The sequence below is a fragment of the Kitasatospora aureofaciens genome, assembly GCF_001188955.3.
GTDB classification, from domain to species: domain Bacteria; phylum Actinomycetota; class Actinomycetes; order Streptomycetales; family Streptomycetaceae; genus Kitasatospora; species Kitasatospora aureofaciens.
In genome coordinates, this window is record NZ_JPRF03000042.1 from 1 (window position 1) to 12,985 (window position 12,985).

Consider the following 12,985-nt stretch of genomic DNA (forward strand, 5'->3'; position numbering starts at 1 on the left):
CCTGGGCGCCGGTGCCGCGGCCGCCGACATCGCCGCCAAGGCCGCCGAGTTCGGCGCCGCCAAGGTGTACGTCGCGGACGGCGCCGAGTTCGCCGACCAGCTGGTCGTCCCCAAGGTGGACGCCCTGGCCCAGATCGCCAAGACGGTGTCCCCGGCCGCCGTGCTGGTGACGTCCTCCGGTGAGGGCAAGGAGGTCGCCGCGCGCGTCGCGCTGCGGATCGGCTCCGGCATCATCACCGACGCCGTCGACCTGGAGGCCGGCGACGGCGGCCCGGTCGCCACCCAGTCGGTGTTCGCCGCGTCCTTCCAGGTGAAGTCCAAGGTCACCAAGGGCGCGCCGGTCATCACCGTCAAGCCGAACGCCGTCGCCCCGGAGGCCGCTCCGGCCGCCGGCGCCGTCGAGAACGTGTCGGTGGAGTTCACCGGCAACGCCGCCAAGGTCACCTCGCGCACCCCGCGCGTCTCGACCGGCCGCCCCGAGCTGACCGAGGCCGCCATCGTGGTCTCCGGCGGCCGCGGCGTCGGTGCCGCCGAGGGCTTCGGCGTGGTCGAGGAGCTCGCGGACGCGCTGGGCGCGGCCGTCGGCGCCTCGCGCGCCGCCGTCGACGCCGGCTGGTACCCGCACAGCAACCAGGTCGGCCAGACCGGCAAGCAGGTCTCCCCGCAGCTCTACATCGCGGCGGGCATCTCCGGCGCCATCCAGCACCGGGCCGGCATGCAGACCTCGAAGACCATCGTGGCCGTGAACAAGGACGCCGAGGCCCCGATCTTCGAGCTGGTCGACTACGGCGTGGTCGGCGACCTCTTCCAGGTGCTGCCGCAGCTCACCACCGAGGTGAAGGCCCGCAAGGGCTGATCCGAGCGGTCCCGTGGACCGGAGGGCGTGGCACCGGGTGCTCGGTGCCACGCCCTCCGCCGTTTCCGCCCCCGTGCCGGAGGGGGGCGCCGCGCCGGCCCGTAGAGTCGGCCCGACGGCGGCCGGGCGCGGGAGCCCGCCGCGCGATCAGGACGAGGACGAGGGCGAGGACGGAAGCATGGCACTGCTGACGGCACTTCAGGGCGACCACGGCGACGCGGCGGACGCGCTGCGGATCGACGGCCGGGCGCTCTCCCGGGAGGCGCTGCTGGGCGCGGCGACCGCGGTCGCCGACCGGGTGGCCGGGGCTCCCGCGCTCGCCGTGCTCGCCCGGCCCACCCTGGAGACGGTCACCGCCGTGGTCGGCGGCCTGCTGGCGGGCGTCCCGGTGGTGCCGCTGCCGCCCGACTCGGGCCCCAAGGAGCGCGAGCACATCCTGCGCGACTCGGGCGCGGCGCTGCTGGCGCACGCAGCCGGAGAGGCCGCGCCTGACGGGGCGTCGGTGACGGCCCTGCCCGTCGACCCCGCCGAGCGCTCGTCGACCACGTTCGCCGAGCCGGCCCCCGACGCGACGGGCTTCGTGCTCTACACCTCGGGCACCACCGGCGCGCCCAAGGGTGCGGTGATCCGGCGCGCGGCGATCGCCGCCGACCTGGACGCCCTCGCCGCCGCCTGGCAGTGGACCGCCGAGGACACCCTCGTCCACGGTCTGCCGCTGTTCCACGTGCACGGACTGCTGCTCGGTGTGCTCGGCGCCCTGCGCACCGGCAGCCGGCTGGTGCACACCGGCCGGCCCACCCCGGCGGGGTACGCGGCGGCGGGCGGCAGCCTGTACTTCGGCGTGCCCACCGTCTGGTCCCGGCTGGCGGCGGATCAGGAGGCGGCCGGGCGGTTGTCCTCGGCCCGGCTGCTGGTCTCCGGCAGTGCGCCGCTGCCGGTACCGGTGTTCGAGAAGCTGGCGGCGCTCACCGGGCACGCCCCTATCGAGCGCTACGGGATGACCGAGTCGCTGATCACCGTCAGCACCAGGGCGGACGGTGAACGGCGGCCCGGCAGCGTCGGATTGCCGCTGGAGGGGGTGCGCACCCGGTTGGTCGGCGAGGACGGCGAGCCGGTGCCGTACGACGGGGAGAGCGTCGGTGAGTTGCAGGTCTGCGGCCCCACGCTGTTCAGCGGCTACCTCAACCGGCCGGATGCCGACGCCGAGGCCTGGACGGCCGACGGCTGGTTCCGCACCGGTGACGTCGCGGTGATCGGGGCGGACGGCTTCCACCGGATCGTCGGGCGCGCGTCGGTGGACCTGATCAAGAGCGGCGGCTACCGGATCGGCGCGGGCGAGGTGGAGGCCGCGCTGCGCGACCACCCGGCGGTCGCCGACGCGGCGGTGGTCGGCGCGCCGGACGAGGACCTCGGACAGGTGATCGTCGCGTACGTCATCCCCGACGGCGTTGTGACGGAGGAACAGCTGACGGCCTTCGTGGCGGAGCGGCTCTCGGTGCACAAGCGGCCGCGCCGAGTCGTGCTCGTGCCCGAACTGCCCAGGAACGCCCTGGGGAAGGTGCTGAAGAAGCAGCTGCTGGCGGAGGCCGAGGGCCGCTGATGAGGGGGCGTCGGGACGTCCCGCGGTGACGGGTGTTCATCCTGATGCGCCGTCGGCTCCCCCACCCGGAAACCTTCCTTTGGCGCACTCCACTGCGCGCAGTGAGCGGACGCGTGCATAACGTGACACGCAGGCAGAACTGAATCCCTGGGCGACATGCCGCGGCTTCCGGTCGCACGGCCGGAGGCCCCGGCATGTCGGACGGGATCTGCCGAGCCGTACGAACCGGCCGTGCCGGGGCGTACCGCGTGTCCGCAGCAGTTTCCGCAGCCGCCCGTTCGGCGGCCGTACGCCGCAGGCGTTCGCAGCAGTGAAGGAAGTCAGCAGGATGACCACCGTCAACACCGGCGCGCCGGATGTCGCCGACGAACCGACCGGGCAGCACGCCCCCGCCACCGAGGCCCGTTCCGCCAACGCCGCCCGTCCCGCGCGGGACGGGCGGATCCGCCGGGGGATCGGCATGGCGGCCATGATCGCGGTCGGCGTGGGGGCCATCGGCCTCGGCACCGGTGTGAGCCCCGCCGCGGCCGAGCGGGCGCCGGCGCACGCCGGGTGGGACGGCTCGCGGTACTGGTTCAAGGACAGCCAGGGGCAGTGGCGCTGGACCAGCCACTACAGCGTGTACCTGGCGCGGACCGGCGGCGCGGAGTCCTCCTCGAAGTCCACGTCCAAGTCCTCGTCCGCGGCGTCGTCCACGTCGTCGTCGAAGTCCTCGAACGGCGGGATCAAGCCGGGCTGGGACGGCTCGCGGTACTGGTTCAAGAACACCAAGGGGGAGTGGCGCTGGACCTCCCACTACGACGTCTACCTGCAGCGGACCGGCGGCTCCTCGGGCGGCTCCTCCTCGTCCGGTTCCTCGGGCGGCGCCTCCAGCGGCTCGGTGGCGGCGGACCGCAACGTCGAGGCGGCGGTGCAGTACGCGCTCGCCCAGCTGGGCAAGCCGTTCCGGACCGCGGGCAACGGGCCCGACGGGTACGACTGCTCGGGCCTGGTGCAGCAGTCCTTCCGGCGCGGCGGCATCGCCCTGCCGCGGGTCGCCAACGACCAGTACGCGGCCACCACGCCGATCAAGGCGAGCCAGCTGCGCCGCGGTGACCTGCTGTTCTGGTCGCCGAACGGGACCGCCCGGGGCATCCAGCACGTGGCGATCTACCTCGGCAACAACCAGTACGTGGAGGCCGCGCGGCCCGGGACGCGGATCCGGATCTCGTCGATCAGCAAGGGGTACTACCCGGCGTTCATGGGACGGCCGTAGCACATCCGATGCGGGGCGCCCGAGCCGGCGGGCCGGGTGCCCCGCACGCCTGCGGACCGTTGCGGCCCGACGCGGGTCGGCCGGCGGTCGGTCAGCAGCCGGCAGGTCGGCAATCGGTCGGTCAGCAGCCGGTGGATCAGAGGTCCGCCGGGCGGGGAAGCGCGCCGCGGGCGCCGAGCGCGGTGACGGCGAAGGCCCCGGCGGCCACGGCCGTGGCCGCCGCCTCGGCGAGGGCCGCGCCGCGGGCGAGCCGGGCGGCGAGTGCGCCGCAGAACACGTCGCCGGCGCCGGTGGTGTCGACCACCTGGACGGCGGGTGCGGGCAGCCGGGTGAGTCCCTCCCCGGTGACGACCACGGCCCCCTCGCCGCCGAGGGTGACCACCGCCCCCTCGGCCAGCCGGGCCAGGGCACGGGCGGCCTCGGTGGCGGTGGCGGCGCCGGTGAGCTGGCGGGCCTCGACGGCGTTGGCCACCACCAAGGGGCGGCGGCCGGTGGGGCCGGGACCGGGCAGGTCGCCGGCCGGGGCGGTGTTGTGCAGCCAGCGGGTGCCCCCGTTCGGGCCCGCGGCGGGCAGGGCAGCGGCGGTGGCGCGGATGCACTCCGCGGGGACCTCGTTGCTGGTGAGCACGACATCGACCGGGAGCAGGTGGAGCCGGGCCAGGGCGGCCGTGACCTCCTCCGGGGTCAGCCGGGCGTTGGCGCCGGGGACGACCACGATGCTGTTCTCCCCTCCGGGTTCGACCATGACGATCGCCTGACCGGTGGGCGCGTCGGGGTGGGTGTGCACGGCGCCCGTCTCGATCTGCGCGCCGCGCAGATCGGCGAGCGCCGCCTCCCCGTCGGCGTCGCGCCCGACCTTGGCGACCAGGTGGGTCGCGGCTCCCATCCGGGCCGCCGCCACCGCCTGGCTGCCGCCCTTGCCGCCGAACCCCAGCGTGGCGTCGGCGGCGAGGACGGTCTCGCCCGGCGCCGGGAGCACGGGGCAGCGGAGGATCCGGTCGGTGTTGACCGAGCCGATGACGATGACCCGGCCGGCGGGGAGCAGCTTCATCGTTCCTCTGTACGTGCCGGGGCGGGGGCGGCGCAAGGGGTACGCGCCGAGGCAGGCGGAGGGCGGGGAGGGCCGGCGTCGGGGGCGGGAGAGTGGACTGAGGGCGGCCGGGTCGTGGCTGGGAGGGGCGCGGGCGGCGCAAGGGCGGCGCGAGCGGCGTACGGGAGGGGCGCGCACGGGAAGTCGGCCGGTCCGACTTCCCGTGCGCAGGGGGTGGCCGCGGCGTGCGGCTTTGTTGTCGGCCGGTCCGTACATGTCCGTACCGGGCCCGTGGCCTGGGCACATGCCCCTGTCAAGGGGTGGGCCGGGGCGCGCGGGCGGGCGCGGCGAGCAGTTTTGGGGAGCGGCATCGCGCGGGTACCACCACGGGTGGCGCTGGTTCGGCCGACGGGGGCGCTGCCCGGTGCGAACGGCATCGGGGCGAGTCGAGGGCAGGGGACGTTGTGATCGTCTGGGTCAATGGCACATTCGGGGCGGGCAAGACGAGCGCCTGCCGCGAGCTGGTGGAACTGCTGCCGGGGAGCGTGCTCTTCGATCCCGAGCTGGTGGGCTTCGGGCTGCGCCGGATGCTCCCGGCCGACCGGCTGGCCACGGTGTCCGACTTCCAGGACCTCGCGGCCTGGCGCCGGCTCGTGCCCGAGACGGCGGCCGCGCTGATCGGCGAGGTCGGCGGCCCGCTGGTGGTGCCCATGACGCTGCTGAGAGAGGACTACCGGGACGAGATATTCGGCGACCTGGCCGCGCACGGGATCGCGGTGCACCACTTCGTCCTGGATCCAGAAGAAACGATCCTTCTTGACCGGATAGCGCGCCGCGAGGAGTGCCCCGGTGACCCGGAGGCCTCCGAGCGGGTCCGTACCTGGTGCTTCGAACACCTGCCCCGCTACCGGGCCGCCCGCCGCTGGCTGGTCGGCGACGCCCGGATGCTCGACACCAGCGCGCTCACCCCGCGCGAGACCGCGCACCGGATAGCCGAGCTGGTCCGGGTCGGCGACGCGCGCTGCCCGATCGTCCAGGCCCCCGACCCGACCGGGGACACCGTGGCCTCGGCCGTGCTGTTCTTCGACGAGCAGGACCGGGTACTGCTCGTCGACCCGGTCTACAAGCCCGACTGGGACTTCCCCGGCGGCGTGGTCGAACGCGGCGAGGCCCCCACCGACGCCGCCCTGCGCGAGACCGCCGAGGAGCTGGGGCTGCGGCTCGACCCCTCGGTGCTGCGCCTGCTCGCCGTCGACTGGGAGCCGCGCACCGGCCCGCGCCGCGGCGGCCTGCGGCTGATGTACGACGGCGGGCTGCTGGACGCCGCGGGCCGGCAGAACCTGTTGCTGCAGCAGGAGGAGCTGCGCGGCTGCCGGTTCGTCACGCTGGACGAGGCGGCCGACCTGCTGCCGCCGAGCCGCTACCGGCGTCTCGCGGCGGCGCTGGACGCCCGGCGCAGCGGGGAGCTGCGGTATCTGGAGGCGGGGTGCCGGGTGGCGCTCGGCCTGGCCAGTACGGCGGACGCCGTGTAGGCGCGGAGCGGACGGCCGACGCGGCGGGGAGCGCGGGCCCGGCGGAGCGGGCCGATCCGGCGGGAGGGCGGGCCCGGTGGAGGAAGGGCCCGGCCGGGCGGGCCACCGGGCGGGGAGGGCGGGGCCCTGGTTGGTCGGGCGGGCGGTGGGGGCGTCAGGATGGAGGCATGCCGTTCACGTTGAGCCACCCCGCCGCCGTCCTGCCCCTGTTGCGCGCCGCCGGGGAGCGCGGGCCGTTGGTGGCCTCGGCGCTGGTGGCCGGGTCGATGGCGCCCGACGTGCCGTTCTTCGCCGAATCCCTGCTGCCCGGGGTGTACGGGCGCGGAGGTCTGACGCACGCCTGGTGGGCGGTGCCGACGCTGGACGTGGCGATCGCCGGTGCGCTGGTGGCGGGGTGGCACGGGCTGCTGCGGGCGCGGTCGGCTACGCGGCGGTGGTCGCGGCCGCCCGCCGGTGGCGTGGCGGGCGGCCCGGAACCGGTGCGAACTCGCGTCAGCTGGAGCGCAGTTCGGCGTAGCGGCGGAGGAACAGGGCCTCGGTGAGGGCCATCCGCTCCAGCTCCTGCGGGTCGACGCTCTCGTTGACGGCGTGGATCTGGGTGGTCGGCTCCTCGACGCCGATCAGCACGATCTCGGCCTGCGGGTAGAGCGAGCGCAGGGTGTTGCAGAGCGGGATCGAGCCGCCCTCGCCGGCCGTGACCATCGGGGTTCCGAAGGCCTCGGCCATCGCCTCGCCCATCGCCTCGTAGGCCGGGCCGTCGGTGTCGGCGCGGAACGGGGCGCCGTTGCCCTGGCGCTGGATCGTCAGCCGGGCGCCGAGCGGGACCTGCGCCTCCAGGTGGGCGACCAGGGCGTCCTGGGCGGCGTCCGAGCTCATGCCCGGCGGGACGCGCAGGCTGATCAGCGCCTTGGCGGCGGCCTGCACCGAGGAGGTGGCGCCGATCACCGGCGGGGCGTCGATGCCGAGGACGGTGACGGACGGGCGGGCCCAGAGGCGGTCGGCGACCGTGCCGGTGCCGGTCAGCTCGACGCCGTCGACCACCCTGGCGTCGGTGCGGAACTGCTCCTCCGGGTACTGCACGCCCTCCCAGGTCTGGTCGGCGGCCAGCCCGGCGACCGCGACGTCGCCGTTCTCGTCGTGCAGCGAGGCGAGCATCCGGACCAGGGACTGCAGAGCGTCCGGGGCGGCGCCGCCGAAGGCACCGGAGTGCAGGTTGCCGGCCAGGGTGGTGACCGAGGCCTCGACCACCGTCATGCCGCGCAGCGAGGTGGTCACGGTGGGCAGGCCAGGGGCGAAGTTGCCGGTGTCCCCGATCACGATGACGTCGGCGGCGAGCAGCTCGGGGTGGGCCTCGGCGTAGCGCTCCAGGCCGCCGGTGCCCTGCTCCTCCGAGCCCTCCACGATGATCTTCAGGCCGACCGGGTAGCCGTCCCCGTACACCTGGCGCAGCGCCCGCAGGGCGGTCAGGTGCATCAGGATGTTGCCCTTGCAGTCGGCGGCGCCGCGCCCGTACCAGCGGCCGTCACGCTCGGTCAGTTCGAAGGCGGGGCTCAGCCAGGCGTTCTCGTCGAGCGGGGGCTGGACGTCGTAGTGCGAGTAGAGCAGGACGGTCGGGGCGCCGTCCGGGCCGGGCAGCTCGCCGTAAACGGACTGGGTGCCGTCCGGGGTGTCCAGCAGCTGGATGTTGCCCAGGCCCTCGGCGGCGAAGGCGTCGGCGACCCACTGGGCGGCCTTCTGGCACTCCTCGACCGGGAACTGGCGCGGGTCGGCGACCGATGGGAAGGCGACCAGCTCGGCGAGGTCGGTGCGGGCACGGTCCATCAGGGACCGGACGGCGTCGGCCAGGGGCTGTGACATCGGTGCTCCGAGGGGGCGGTCCGCCCGGGGGTGGTTCGGGCGGAGCAGATCGGTTGGGGTACCGCCGATCATAGGCGGAGGCGTTCGAGGGCTTCCGGGGACCATCGGGATCGGCGGGCGGTGCGGCGTCCGGGCCGGTGGCCGGACGCATAGGATTGCTCGACGTGACAGACTCCGGAAGCCCCGATTCCCGTAGCCCGCTCAACAGCCCGCTCGACGAGGCGCCGCTGCCGCCCGACGGCGTCTGGGACGTCGTGGTGGTCGGCGCCGGACCGGCCGGAGCCTCGGCCGCGTACGCCGCCGCCGCGCAGGGCCGCCGGGTGCTGCTGCTCGACAAGGCCGAGCACCCCCGCTACAAGACCTGCGGCGGCGGCATCATCGGCCCCTCCCGGGACAGCCTGCCGCCGAACTTCGAACTACCCCTGCAGGACCGGGTGTCCGCCGTCACCTTCGCCTACGACGGCCGGTACACCCGGACGCGCCGGGCCAGGCGGATGCTGTTCGGGCTGGTCAACCGGGACGAGTTCGACCTGCGCCTGGTGCAGGCGGCCAAGCAGGCCGGGGCGGTGCTGGTCACCGGGGTGACCGTCACCGGGGTCGAGCAGCGCGGAGGCGAGCACCGGACGGCGCTGGTGACGGCGGCCGACGGGCGCAGCTTCGAGGCCCGTGCGGTGGTCGGCGCGGACGGCAGCGCCAGCCGGATCGCCCGGCACGTGGGCGTCACCTTCGACCAGATCGACCTCGGCCTGGAGGCCGAGATCCCGGTGCCGCCGCAGGTCGCCGCCGACTGGTCGGGCCGGATCCACCTCGACTGGGGCCCGCTGCCCGGCAGTTACGGCTGGGTGTTCCCGAAGACCGAGACCAGCAGCCTGACCGTGGGCGTCATCTCGGCGCGCGGCGACGGCGAGCGGACCAAGCAGTACCTCGCCGACTACATCCGGCGGCTGGGCCTGTCCGGCTTCGCCCCGCGGGTCGAGTCCGGGCACCTGACCCGTTGCCGGGCGGAGGACTCGCCGCTCTCCCGCGGCCGGGTCCTGGTCGCCGGGGACGCGGCCGGGCTGCTGGAGCCGTGGACCCGCGAGGGCATCTCGTACGCGCTGCGTTCGGGCCGGCTGGCCGGCGAGTGGGCGGTGCGGGTCGCGGAGGCGGGCGACGCGGCGTCGGTGCGGCGCGAGGCGCTGAACTACGCGTTCGCGGTCAAGGCCGGGCTGGGCGTGGAGATGCGCGCGGGCAAGCAGCTGCTGGGCGCCTTCGAGCGGCGGCCGTACCTGTTCCACGCGGCGGTCTGCCTGGTGCCGGCGGCGTGGCGGGCGTTCGCCCGGACCACCCAGGGGCACACGACCTTCGCGCAGTTGCTGCGGCAGAACCGGGCGGCGCGCAAGCTGATGGCGATGGCGGCGCGGTAGCTGTTCCCGGTCGGCACGCGTGGGTGGGGCCGGCGCTGCTCCGGTGGGGGAGGAGCGTCGGCCCCGTCCGCCTTACGGGGCCCGCTGGTTGAGCCCGGTGTCGAGCGAGCTCATCAGGGTGCCGGACGGGGTGTCACCGGACATCTCCCGGACCATCGCGCCCAGCAGGTCCTTCGACTTGGGGGAGGCCGTCTTCCGGGCGATCGACCAGGGGGCGTCGAAGGTCCACCACTGGCCGTTGGCGCCCGTGCGGCCTTACGTGGCAACGGACTTGGCGTCGTGGTAGACGGTCGGTCCGGAGACGCCCGTGATGAGGTTGTCGTACCCGCGGGTGCCGGCCCCCTCCGCGAACCGGCCGGGGCCGCGCCGTAGAAATCTGTTCGCTGTCACCTGCCACCCGTCAGCTCGTCCCCGAGCACGCTGCGCCGGTACAGCACCGAGCGCCCGTGCCGGGCTCGGGTGACCAGGCCGGTGGCCGCCAGGACGGAGAGGTGCTGGCTGACCGCACCCGGGGTGACGCCGAGGCGGTAGGCGAGCTCGGTGGTGGAGGCCGGTTCGGCGAGCAGCGAGAGCAGTCGGGCCTTCGGGGCGCCGACCAGCGCCTCCAGGGCCTGCGGCGGCACCGGTGATCCCTGGCCGGCCATGCCCGCCTGCCCGCGCGCGGGGTAGCTGATCTGCGGCGCGCGGCTGCTGTCGATCATGGTGATCGCGCCCCGGACGAAGAAGGTCGGGCAGAGCACGAGCCCGCGCCCGTCCACGGCGGTCTCCACGTCCCCGTCCGTCCAGTGCCGGTTGATCGACAGCACGCCGTCCGTCCACTGCAGCCGGTGGTCCAGGTCCGTGAACAGTGCCGCCGCGCCGTGCTGGGCGAGCACCCGCGCCCGGTACACCAGGTCAGCCTCCAGCACCGCGCGGGCCTGGGGCCACCAGGTGGGCGCCAGACAGGCCTCCCAGTATTCCTCCAGCGCGTCGCAGATCCGCGCCAACAGCCGCTCCGGGTCCGCCAGTCCGGCTTCGAGCAGGGCGGGAAGCGGCTGCCCGTTCGGCCGGAAGGTCTGCTCCAGTTCGCTGCGTAGCAGCTCCGGCGGCAGTCCGCGGACGGTGGCCAGCTCGGTGCGGAACTCGGGCGCGGGGGCGGACGGGCGGGGCGTCAGGAAGTCGGGGACCCAGCGGTTGTCGGCGACCAGTGACAACAGCAGCCGGGAGTCCAGGCGCTCGAACGAGGGCCGGAGCTGCTCGAAGGCCCGGCTCTGCAGCCGGTACACGCCGGGGTGGCTCCACATCCGCAGGCTGAGCGTGGCCTCCAGGATCGGCGAGTAGGCGAACCAGGTGCTGGCGAGGTCGGCCAGGCGGAGCGTGAAGCGGTGCACGGGCGTTCTCCTTCCGATGCCGACGTCCGACGCCGACGCGAGGTCCGGCTACCAGCTGCCGACCCGCAGAGATTTAGTCAGAGCCTAAAGGAGTACCTGCTCCACCCCGGACGGCGGTGGAATCGACGGCATGACCACCTCACCGGCGGAGTCCTCCGCCCCGTCCTTCGCCATGCCCGAACCCGGCCGGTCCGGCCGCCTGCCCGAGGCCCTCCGGCGTCGCTTGCACCCCGATCCGACGGTCCGTCGGCTCGCCGGGATCACCCTGGTCAACACGGTCGGCAACGGCCTCTCGTTGTCCGTCGCGGTGCTGTTCTTCACCCGGGTGCTCGGCCTGAGCGCCGCCCAGCTGGGGTTCGGGATGACCGCCGCCGGCCTCTGCGGGGTCGTCGCCAGCGTGCCGGCCGGTCGGGCTGCCGACCGCTGGGGTGCCCGCAGGGTCCTGGTGGCGCTGGTCTCGGCGGAGGCGGTCGGCACCGCGGGGTACGTGTTCGTGCACAGCTATCCGGCCTTCGTGCTCCTGGCCTGCGCCGTCTCCGCCGTCGACCGGGGATCGTCCGCGGCCCGGAACGCGCTCTACGCCGAGGTGCTGCCCGCCGACCGCCGGGTGGCCGGCCGGGCCCACCTGCGGGTGGTGACCAACATCGGCATCTGCCTGGGGACGGGACTCGGCGCGATCGCGCTCCAACTCGACACCCGGGCGGTCTACCTGTCGGCGATCCTGGCCGACGCCGTCTCCTACGTGGCCGTCGCGTTCCTGCTCCACCGGCTGCCGGTGGTGGCGGCGCCGGCAGCGGCCTCGGTGGCGGCCGAGTCCCGGGACCGGACCGGTACGCCTGGCGTGTCCGGCACCGAGGGCGGCTCCGGCGCCGCGGCCAGGTCCGGCGCCGCGAACCCTTCGGATCCCGTCGACAAGGGTGTCAAGCAGGGCCGGGGCAATCCGGCGCTGCGCGACGGCCCCTTCCTGGCCGTGACCGCGCTGTGCTCGGTGCTCGGCCTGCAGTTCGCCGTCCTGGAGGTCGGCGTGCCGCTGTGGATCGTCCAGCAGACCGCCGCGCCGCGGATCACCGTCGCGGGCAGCCTGGTCGTCAACACCCTGATGGTGATCGCCCTCCAGGTGCGGGCCACCCGCGGCACCGAGGAGCGGACGGCCGCCGCCCGGGCGTGCCGTCGTGCCGGGCTGCTGCTCGCCGCCTCCTGCCTGGTCCTCGCCCTGGCGCACGGACTGCCCGGGATCCTCGCCGCGGTTGTGGTGCTGGCGGGGATCGCGCTGCAGTCGCTCGCCGAGGTGATGGGCCAGGCGGGCGGCTGGGCACTGAGCTACGACCTCGCGGGCGAGCGCGGCCACGGCGCCTACCAGGGAGTGTTCAACGCGGGTACGGCCGCCGCGCTGATGGCCGGTCCGGCGCTGGTCAGCACCGCGGTGATCGGCTACGGGCCGGCCGGCTGGGCCGTCCTGGGCGCGGTGCTCGCGGCGGCTGGCCTGGCGATGGGCCCGCCGTCCGGTGGGCCGGACGGCGGGACGCACGGCTGCCGGCGGCGTGACGCCCGGGATGCGGACCGCCTGACCCGCCGCGGCCCCGTGACGCGCCGCGACCCTGTGCCTGGCCGGCGGCTACGCCCGGACGATCGCCATCGCCTCGATCTCGATCAGTACATCCGGCCGGAACAGCGCGGCGACCTGCACCGCGGAGGCCGCCGGGAGCGGAAGGTCGCCCAGGTACTCGTCGCGGGCCTCCCGGATCGCCGGCAGGTGGGCGATGTCGGTCATGAAGAAGGTGAACTTGACGACGTCCGAGAAGTCGGCCCCGGCGGCGGCGAGGCAGCGGCGCAGGTTCTCGAAGACCTGGCGGGCCTGCGCCTTCGGGTCACCCGCGCCGACCAGGTTCCGGTGCTCGTCGAAGGCGACCTGCCCGGAGACCTGGACCAGTCGACCGCTGCCGGTGACGACTTGGGTGTAGCCGGTCCCGGGGGCGACGCCGGGCGGCTCGGTGATGTGGGTGAGGTGCTTGGTGGTCATGGCGCACGATCGTGCGGCATCGCCCGCCGGTGCCGCAAGCGATGACGCCGGCCGATCGA

10 protein-coding genes and 1 pseudogene are annotated in these 12,985 nt (G+C 74.9%); 7 read left to right on the forward strand and 4 right to left on the reverse strand.

The window, feature by feature from the left end; all coding sequences use genetic code 11:
* The 3 genes from HS99_RS25980 to HS99_RS25990 form a co-directional block, all read left to right on the forward strand.
* Positions 1-856: electron transfer flavoprotein subunit alpha/FixB family protein (locus HS99_RS25980; protein WP_063737925.1), on the forward strand; the 856-nt coding region annotated here is incomplete at its 5' end.
* A 178-nt stretch (positions 857-1,034) separates the two neighbouring features.
* On the forward strand, positions 1,035-2,456 hold the full coding sequence (locus HS99_RS25985; RefSeq protein ID WP_030288556.1) for an acyl-CoA synthetase: 1,422 nt from the start codon (positions 1,035-1,037) through the stop codon (positions 2,454-2,456).
* Between the two features lie 328 nt (positions 2,457-2,784).
* Complete coding sequence (locus HS99_RS25990) at positions 2,785-3,711, forward strand: C40 family peptidase (protein WP_030288559.1); 927 nt, start codon at positions 2,785-2,787, stop codon at positions 3,709-3,711.
* Between the two features lie 136 nt (positions 3,712-3,847).
* Here HS99_RS25990 and HS99_RS25995 read toward each other — a convergent pair whose 3' ends face one another.
* Positions 3,848-4,762 carry a PfkB family carbohydrate kinase gene (locus HS99_RS25995; RefSeq protein ID WP_030554081.1) on the reverse strand — a complete coding sequence of 305 codons (915 nt, stop codon included), beginning with the start codon at positions 4,760-4,762 and terminating at the stop codon, positions 3,848-3,850.
* Between the two features lie 443 nt (positions 4,763-5,205).
* Here HS99_RS25995 and HS99_RS26000 point away from each other — a divergent pair, with 443 nt between their 5' ends.
* Together HS99_RS26000 and HS99_RS47900 are read left to right on the forward strand one after the other, a co-directional pair.
* Entirely contained in the window at positions 5,206-6,273 is a 1,068-nt protein-coding gene (locus HS99_RS26000) for an NUDIX hydrolase (RefSeq protein WP_030288564.1), read from the forward strand.
* A 167-nt stretch (positions 6,274-6,440) separates the two neighbouring features.
* Positions 6,441-6,815: a DUF4184 family protein gene (locus tag HS99_RS47900; RefSeq protein WP_063737926.1), complete on the forward strand. Its 375-nt coding sequence runs from the start codon at positions 6,441-6,443 to the stop codon at positions 6,813-6,815.
* Here HS99_RS47900 and HS99_RS26010 read toward each other — a convergent pair.
* Positions 6,766-8,130 (reverse strand): dipeptidase, encoded by a 1,365-nt coding sequence (locus HS99_RS26010; RefSeq protein WP_030288567.1) that lies wholly within the window; start codon positions 8,128-8,130, stop codon positions 6,766-6,768. The two genes, HS99_RS47900 and HS99_RS26010, sit on opposite strands and share 50 nt — an antisense overlap.
* 227 nt (positions 8,131-8,357) lie before the next feature.
* Between HS99_RS26010 and HS99_RS26015 the strand changes: the two genes are divergently transcribed.
* A complete protein-coding gene (locus HS99_RS26015) occupies positions 8,358-9,536 on the forward strand; it encodes a geranylgeranyl reductase family protein (RefSeq protein ID WP_033354918.1) in 1,179 nt (392 codons plus the stop codon).
* 386 nt (positions 9,537-9,922) lie between these two features.
* Here HS99_RS26015 and HS99_RS26025 read toward each other — a convergent pair whose 3' ends face one another.
* Positions 9,923-10,906, reverse strand: a complete 984-nt coding sequence (locus HS99_RS26025; RefSeq protein WP_030554087.1) for an ArsR/SmtB family transcription factor — start codon at positions 10,904-10,906, stop codon at positions 9,923-9,925.
* Positions 10,907-11,078: 172 nt separating this feature from the next.
* Between HS99_RS26025 and HS99_RS46980 the strand changes: the two are divergent.
* Positions 11,079-12,299, forward strand: a pseudogene (locus HS99_RS46980) (MFS transporter); the annotation flags it as partial.
* 222 nt (positions 12,300-12,521) lie between these two features.
* On the opposite strand, the gene HS99_RS45215 reads toward HS99_RS46980, so the two are convergent.
* Positions 12,522-12,926 (reverse strand): RidA family protein, encoded by a 405-nt coding sequence (locus tag HS99_RS45215; protein WP_030288572.1) that lies wholly within the window; start codon positions 12,924-12,926, stop codon positions 12,522-12,524.
* Positions 12,927-12,985: the final 59 nt, after the last annotated feature.

Excerpts from the sequence above, each read along its gene's own strand:
- HS99_RS25995 (WP_030554081.1), bottom strand. The coding sequence starts at position 4,762 with ATGAAGCTGCTCCCCGCCGGCCGGGTCATCGTCATCGGCTCGGTCAAC.
- HS99_RS47900 (WP_063737926.1), top strand. The coding sequence starts at position 6,441 with ATGCCGTTCACGTTGAGCCACCCCGCCGCCGTCCTGCCCCTGTTGCGC.
- HS99_RS45215 (WP_030288572.1), bottom strand. The coding sequence starts at position 12,926 with ATGACCACCAAGCACCTCACCCACATCACCGAGCCGCCCGGCGTCGCC.
- HS99_RS26010 (WP_030288567.1), bottom strand. The coding sequence starts at position 8,130 with ATGTCACAGCCCCTGGCCGACGCCGTCCGGTCCCTGATGGACCGTGCC.
- HS99_RS25990 (WP_030288559.1), top strand. The coding sequence starts at position 2,785 with ATGACCACCGTCAACACCGGCGCGCCGGATGTCGCCGACGAACCGACC.
- HS99_RS25985 (WP_030288556.1), top strand. The coding sequence starts at position 1,035 with ATGGCACTGCTGACGGCACTTCAGGGCGACCACGGCGACGCGGCGGAC.